The organism is uncultured Demequina sp., assembly GCF_913055775.1.
Taxonomy (GTDB): Bacteria; Actinomycetota; Actinomycetes; order Actinomycetales; family Demequinaceae; genus Demequina.
Map to the genome: position 1 here is coordinate 1 of NZ_CAJXJX010000139.1, position 6,602 is coordinate 6,602.

Here is a 6,602-nt window from a genome sequence, read left to right on the forward strand (position 1 = left end):
CTGCGGGTCGTCGGCGAGCCGGTGGGCGATCTGCACGGTGTCGTCGTCCGAGGGCCCGACGGCCAGGACCACCTCGAGCTCGCCGCCGTAGCCGCTGTCGAGCGTCGCGCGCACGGCGTCCTCGAGATGCTCCGCCTCGTTGCGGACCGGCATCACGACGCTCACCGGCGGAAGGTCGGGCAGCGGCTGGAGGGTCGTCACGCCTCGTAGGCTAACGCCAGAACCCGCCGGCGGCGCACCGCGCCCCCGTAGACTGTGAGGCCTCAGGGAGAGGAGACACACGTGAGTGGAGGGGCTGCGCCCGTGCGCCACAGCGGCCGCGAGACCCGTCACTCCGTGGCTCGCGTGCTCGCCGTGGTCGTCTCCGCGGTGCTGGGATTCGTCATCGTGTTCGCCCAGTCCTTCACCGGATCCGTCAGCGCCTCGATCGAAGCGACGGACATCACGTCGCTCGTCACGAAGACTCCCGAGGCGCCTCCCGTCGACAGCGACGCGGGTGAGCCCCTCAACATCCTGCTGATGGGGTCCGACGTCCGCACCGGCGAGAACGCCGACATCGGCGGCGATGTCGCCGAGGGCATGCGCAACGACACCACGATCATCGCCCACATCTCGGGCGACCGGTCACGCATCGACTTGGTGTCGATCCCCCGCGACCTACAGGTGCCGATCTCCGAGTGCACGCTCTTCGACGGCACTGTGGTGCCGGGGTGGACCGACGACTTCAACGTCGCGTTCTCCAACGGCGGGCAGCAGGGCAACGCCGCCGAGGCGGCCGCGTGCGTCATCAACACGATTCACGACGTCTTCGACCTGCGCGTCGACCACTACGCCGTGGTCGACTTCGTGGGCTTCATCGACATGGTCGACGCGCTGGGCGGGGTGCCCATGTGCATTCCCGAGCGGATCGTGTCCTCGAAGGCGCAGCTCGAGCTCGACGCCGGCCCGCAGGTGCTCGACGGCGAGACGGCGCTCGCGTACGCGCGGCTGCGGACCGCGGAGGTGGGCGACGTCTCCGGATCCGACCTGCAGCGCATCTCGCGACAGCAGCAGCTGCTCGAGGCGACGTTCAGGGCGGCGCTGTCGAAGAACCTCCTGACGGACGCGGCGGCGCTGACGCAGTTCGTGAAGGCGGGGGCCGAGTCGCTGTCAACCGACGAGGAGCTGGCGTCGCCGACGTACCTCATCGGCCTGGCGTACAGCCTGCGCGGCATCGGGGCGGACGACCTGACGTTCGAGACCATCCCGTGGCGCTACACCGAGGATTTCCTCAACGTCGAGATGACCGAGGACGCCGAGGTCATGCTCGACGACCTCAGGAACGACCGGCCGCTCTCGGTCAGCGCCGAGGGGGACGCCAGCTCCGAGTGGGACGACGGCCGCGCGGACGACGCCACCGACGACCCGTCCGCGTCTCCCGACGACGGCTCCGATGATGAGTCCTCGGTCGATGCGTCCGCCGTTCCGGAGACCATCGACGAGATTCTTCAGGAGTGCGGCTGACAGGACGCGGTCGCCGCCGAGGAACCTGGGTCGCTCGTGGATCGTTGACCCGCCGGTACCCTGTCCCCAGCGCCCGTGCTCGTGTGGCGCGCATCCCCTCGTCGTCCCACCGGAGGCTTTCATGCCGCTTCGGCACCGTGCACGCGCTCGGCACGCCTCGCGCGCTCCGCGGCACCGCGCGCTCGTCGCCGTCCTGAGCGCGGCCATGGCCATCGGAGGATTCGCCCTCGTGGGCGGGACGAGCTACGCGCTGCTGGCGCAGGGCTCGTTGGAGCGCACGGACATCGCCACCCTCACGGCGCCGAAGAGCGACGCGGGAGAGGTGGTCGAGGAGGCCGAACCGACCGACTTCGCCGCGGGAGAGCCGATCAACATCCTGCTGATCGGCTCGGACGAGCGCAACGGCGAGAACGGCGACATCGGCGGCCGCGTCGCCGAGGGCATGCGCTCGGACACGACCATGATCATGCACATCAGCGGGGATCGCACCCGCATCGACGTCGTCTCGATCCCCCGCGACCTCCGCGTGCGCATCGCCGACTGCCAGATGTTCGACGGCACCACCCTGACCGGCTGGACGGCCAAGTTCAACACGGCGTTCTCGCTGGGCGGGTCGAACGGCGACCGAGCGGAGGCGGCGGCGTGCACCATGCGCACGGTCACCGACTTCACCGGGATCGACTTCAACAACCACTACGTCGTGGTGGACTTCAGCGGGTTCCAGAACATGATCGACTCGCTCGACGGCGTGCCGATGTGCATCCCCACCGACATGTACTCGACCAAGGCGAAGCTCGACCTCGAGGCGGGCGCGCAGGTGCTCGACGGCGAGACCGCGCTCGCGTACGCGCGTGCCCGCACCGGGACGGGGCTGGGCGACGGCACCGACCTGATGCGCATCGATCGGCAGCACGAGCTGCTCACCAACACCGCGCGCAAGGCCCTGGGGCTCAACATGCTCACCGACGTCCAGCAGCTCACGGACTTCGTGCGCTCGGGAGCCGAGTCGCTGACGCTCGACCCCCAGCTGGGGTCGATCGGCAACCTCGCCGGGCTGGCGTGGCACCTGCGCGACTTCGACACCGACAACCTCACCTTCACCACCGTGCCCTGGGCGTACGCCGGCGACGCGTCCGGCGACGTCGTCATGCTGGAGGCCGAGGCCCAGGAGATGTTCGCCCGCCTCGTCGCGGATGTGCCGCTCGAGGACGCGGATGCGGACGAGCAGACCGACCCGACAGCCTCGCCGAGCCCCTCCTCGACAGCGAGCACGACGCCCGAGGCCGTCGCCACCCCGAGCCCCTCGGCCACGAGCACCACCCCCGTGCGCGAGACCGAGGCGGACATCCTCGCGTCGTGCGCGGTCGAGGACTTGTAGCCGCCTAGTCCTCCTGACGGAGCGCCTCGCCCTTGGCGTGGGCGATGCGGCGCAGGTCATCCCGGAAGCCGTCCATCCTCTCGCGCAGCTCCGCTGCTCCGTCCGAGTCGCCGGCCCCGAGGATGCGTGCGGCCAGGAGACCCGCGTTGCGCGCGCCCCCAATGGACACGGTCGCGACCGGGACCCCGGCGGGCATCTGCACGATGGACAGCAGCGAATCCATGCCGTCGAGGTGCTTGAGCGGAACCGGCACGCCAATCACGGGCAGGGAGGTCACGGACGCGAGCATCCCCGGAAGGTGCGCGGCTCCGCCCGCGCCCGCGATGATCACGCGGATGCCCCGAGCCGCGGCGTCGCGGCCGTAGGCGATCATCTCGTCGGGCATGCGGTGCGCGGAGACGACGTCCTTCTCGTACGCGATGCCGAACTCGCGCAGCGCCTCGGCGGCCGCGCGCATCACGGGCCAGTCCGAGTCCGAGCCCATCACGATCCCGACGACGGGAGCCTCACTCATGCCGCACCTCCGTCCCTCACGATAGCCGCGGCGGCGACCGCGCGGTCGTAGGTCTCGCGCGCATCGGCGCCCGTCACCGTCACGTGGCCAACCTTGCGGCCGGGCCGCACGCCCTTGCCGTACAGGTGGATCTTGGCACCTGGATCGGCGACCTCCCCGAGCGCCTCGCCGAGCGACGCCCGCGTGCCCCCGAGAACATTGGCCATCACGGTCCACGGCGCGAGCGGAGCCGTGTCGCCGAGCGGCAGGTCGAGCACCGCGCGCAGGTGCTGCTCGAATTGGCTGGTGACCGCGCCGTCGATGGTCCAGTGGCCCGAGTTGTGGGGGCGCATCGCGAGCTCGTTCACCACGAGACCGGCGTCGGTCTCGAACAGCTCGACTGCGAGGACGCCGGTGACGTCGAGCTCCGTCGCAATGCGCTCCGCGATCGCGCGCGCCTGTGCGGAGCGCTCCGCTGACAGGCCGGGCGCGGGGGCCGTCACCTCCGAGCACACCCCGTCGCGCTGGATGGACTCGACGACCGGCCAGGTCCGCGTCTCGCCGCTGGGGCGTCGCGCGACCTGGGCCGCGAGCTCCCGGGTGAACGGCACCTTGGCCTCGACGAGCAGCCGGGGTCCGCCGTTCGCGGCGGCGTCGAGCCAGTCACGGGCCTGCGCGGCGGAGGACACCACGCGCACCCCCTTGCCGTCGTAGCCCCCGCGGGCGGTCTTGAGCACGGCGGTGCCGTGCTCGGCGAGGAACGCCTCCAGGTCGGATGCCGTCGACACCTGCCGCCACGCCGGGTTCGGCAGGCCGAGCTCGTCCATCCGTGCGCGCATGTCGATCTTGTCCTGAGCGAAGCGCAGCGCGCCCAGACCGGGCCGCGCGGGGACGCCTGCTGCCTCGCACGCCTCGACGACCTCGGCGGGGATGTGCTCGTGCTCCCAGGTCACGACGTCCGGGTGGGGCGCGGCGAGCAGCCTGGCGACCGCGTCGGGATCGGTGGGAAGCCCGATGACGGCCTCGTGCGAGCTAGCCGCCGCGGCGGCCTGATCGGATTCCACGAGAACGCGAAGGGTGATGCCCAGCGCGGTGGCCGCCGGGGCCATCATGCGCGCCAACTGGCCTCCGCCGATGACGGCGACGATGGGTGGGGTCATGGCACCAACCTACCGGCGACTACGCTCGTGCCTCGTGAGCGTGCGGTCATGGGTGAGGCGGCGAGCGGGCCAGCTGGCCCGCTTCGGCGCCGTGGGCATCGCCGGGATCATCGTCAACCTCGCAGTGTTCAATCTGCTGCGGCTCGGCCCCCTCTCGCCCGAGAGCGAGGTGGCGGGCGACGACGACCGCGTGGTGACGGCGAAGATCCTCGCCACCGTGGTCTCGATCCTGTTCGCCTGGTGGGGTCACCGCGGTTGGACGTTCCGCGGCGGGAGGCGCCACCGGCCGGCGAGGGAGATGGCGCTGTTCGGACTCGTGAACCTCGTCGCGCTCGCGCTCGAGGCCGCCGTGGTCGCCGTGAGCCACCACGGACTCGGGTTGACCTCGGCGGTCGCGGACAACGTCGCGTCGCTGATCGGCATCGGGATCGGCACGGTCGCCCGCTACTCGGGGTACGCGCTGTTCGTCTTCAACCCGGAGCCCGAGGCGGCGCGCGACTGAGGCAGAACCCTGGTGAGGGCCGATGCGCGGGTGGGGCCGCCGGCTCCCGTCAGCGGCCGCGGCGGCGCTGGGGCAGGCTGCTCGAGTGGGGCACGACCGTATCGAGATCGACCATCTGCGGCACTCCCTGGAGGAACACCGCGAACGCCGCGGGGGCCCGGTGGGCGAGCTCGAGGCGGCCGCCATCGGCCGTGACGAGATCCCTGGCGAGAGCGAGGCCCAGCCCCGTGCCCTTGCCGCTCGTGACCGCGCGCTCGAAGATCCTCGGGGCGAGATCCTCGGGGATGCCCTCACCCTGGTCCGAGACCTCGATCACGATCGCGTGATTCGCGCCCGACTCGCGCGTCGCGATCGTGGTGGTCCCACCGCCGTGGTGCAGCGAGTTCTCGATCAGTGTCGCGAGCACCTGCGCCAGCCCGCCCGGCGTCGCGAACACCGTCGCATCCGTGTCGTTGATCACCAGGCTCCGGCCGGCTCCCGCGAAGGCCTGCGCCCACTCCTCACGCTGCTGATCGAGGATCTCCTGGAGCACGACCAGCTGGGTGCCGGAGCCCAGCGCGCGTCGCGACCTCCCCAGCAGGTCGTCGACCACGCCGACCAGACGCTCGACCTGCTCGAGCGACTTGTCGGCCTCCTCGCGCACCTCGGCCTGCGTGGTGGTGACGCTGATCTCCTCGAGCCGCATCGTCAGAGCGGTCAGGGGCGTGCGCAGCTGGTGGGACGCATCGGCCGCGAACTGGCGCTCGGCGGCGAGCCGCGCCGCCATCCTGTCCGCGCTGCGGGACAACTCCTCGGCGACCTGGTCGATCTCCTCGATCCCCGATCGCTCGATACGCGGCCGCACCTGGCCGCTCCCCAGCTGCTCGGCGCTCGCCGCGAGGTACACGAGCGGCGCCGTCAGCCGGTTGGCCTGCCAGATCGCGATCGAGATGCCCACGAGCACCGCAGCCAGCCCGGCGCCGAACACCACCGCGACGTACCGAGCGGCCTGCCAGAACACGTCCCACGTCGAGACCGACATCACGACCACGATGCCCGACTCCGTGACGGTCGAATCGGAGAAGGCCGAGGAGGGCTGAGCACCGGCCGTCAGCTCCGTGCCGTCGGGCAGCTGGACCTGAATGTAGGAGCCTGCTCCCGGGGCGGAGCTCACGTACGACGCGAGGTTGTCCTCGGTGATCGTCTCTCCAGCGCGGTAGCGCACATCGAGGGCGCGCCCCGCGGTGGCAGTGCGCAGGTCCAGGTCGCGCAGCGCATCCTCGCGCACGAACTGCGCCGCGAAGATGCCGAGCGGGATGCCCAGCAGGACCACCGCGACCGCGAGCGCGGAGATGGTGGCCTGAAGGACGCGGCGCCGCATCGAGCGCGCCTACTCGTCGTTCTCGAACCGGAAGCCCATCCCCCGCACGGTGGTGATGTACGTCGGGTCGGAGGCGTCGTCGCCCAGCTTGCGGCGCAGCCACGACACGTGCATGTCCAGCGTCTTCGACGGAGCGCCGGCGTCCGCATCCCAGACTTCGCGCATGAGGGTGTCCCGCGAGACCACCGAGCCCGCGTTCGCGACGA

At 71.2% G+C, this 6,602-nt stretch carries 8 protein-coding genes; 3 read left to right on the plus strand and 5 right to left on the minus strand.

Annotation, left to right across the window (positions count from 1 at the left end):
• A partial coding sequence (locus tag QZ483_RS11910) for a glycosyltransferase family 2 protein (protein ID WP_297084266.1) occupies window positions 1-201 on the minus strand: 201 nt, incomplete at its 3' end.
• Between the two features lie 81 nt (window positions 202-282).
• Between QZ483_RS11910 and QZ483_RS11915 the strand changes: the two genes are divergently transcribed.
• Both QZ483_RS11915 and QZ483_RS11920 read left to right on the plus strand, forming a co-directional pair.
• Complete coding sequence (locus QZ483_RS11915; RefSeq protein WP_297084268.1) at window positions 283-1,503, plus strand: LCP family protein; 1,221 nt, start codon at window positions 283-285, stop codon at window positions 1,501-1,503.
• 205 nt (window positions 1,504-1,708) lie between these two features.
• On the plus strand, window positions 1,709-2,881 hold the full coding sequence (locus tag QZ483_RS11920) for an LCP family protein (RefSeq protein ID WP_297084270.1): 1,173 nt from the start codon (window positions 1,709-1,711) through the stop codon (window positions 2,879-2,881).
• Between the two features lie 4 nt (window positions 2,882-2,885).
• On the opposite strand, the gene purE is transcribed toward QZ483_RS11920, so the two are convergent.
• Together purE and QZ483_RS11930 are read right to left on the minus strand one after the other, a co-directional pair.
• Complete coding sequence (gene purE / locus QZ483_RS11925; protein WP_297084272.1) at window positions 2,886-3,395, minus strand: 5-(carboxyamino)imidazole ribonucleotide mutase; 510 nt, start codon at window positions 3,393-3,395, stop codon at window positions 2,886-2,888.
• A complete protein-coding gene (locus tag QZ483_RS11930) occupies window positions 3,392-4,534 on the minus strand; it encodes a 5-(carboxyamino)imidazole ribonucleotide synthase (RefSeq protein ID WP_297084274.1) in 1,143 nt (380 codons plus the stop codon). The genes purE and QZ483_RS11930 overlap by 4 nt, the downstream gene beginning before the upstream one ends.
• Before the next feature lie 34 nt (window positions 4,535-4,568).
• On the opposite strand from QZ483_RS11930, the gene QZ483_RS11935 reads away from it, so the two are divergent.
• On the plus strand, window positions 4,569-5,036 hold the full coding sequence (locus tag QZ483_RS11935) for a GtrA family protein (RefSeq protein ID WP_297084276.1): 468 nt from the start codon (window positions 4,569-4,571) through the stop codon (window positions 5,034-5,036).
• A gap of 49 nt (window positions 5,037-5,085) precedes the next feature.
• Here the strand turns inward: QZ483_RS11935 and QZ483_RS11940 are convergent, their stop codons facing one another.
• Complete coding sequence (locus tag QZ483_RS11940; protein ID WP_297084278.1) at window positions 5,086-6,396, minus strand: ATP-binding protein; 1,311 nt, start codon at window positions 6,394-6,396, stop codon at window positions 5,086-5,088.
• Window positions 6,397-6,405: 9 nt separating this feature from the next.
• The coding region (locus tag QZ483_RS11945; RefSeq protein WP_297084279.1) for a helix-turn-helix domain-containing protein at window positions 6,406-6,602 on the minus strand (197 nt) is incomplete at its 5' end.

Coding starts and splice junctions, on each gene's coding strand:
- QZ483_RS11940 (WP_297084278.1), bottom strand. CDS start 6,396: ATGCGGCGCCGCGTCCTTCAGGCCACCATCTCCGCGCTCGCGGTCGCG.
- QZ483_RS11920 (WP_297084270.1), top strand. CDS start 1,709: ATGGCCATCGGAGGATTCGCCCTCGTGGGCGGGACGAGCTACGCGCTG.
- QZ483_RS11930 (WP_297084274.1), bottom strand. CDS start 4,534: ATGACCCCACCCATCGTCGCCGTCATCGGCGGAGGCCAGTTGGCGCGC.
- purE (WP_297084272.1), bottom strand. CDS start 3,395: ATGAGTGAGGCTCCCGTCGTCGGGATCGTGATGGGCTCGGACTCGGAC.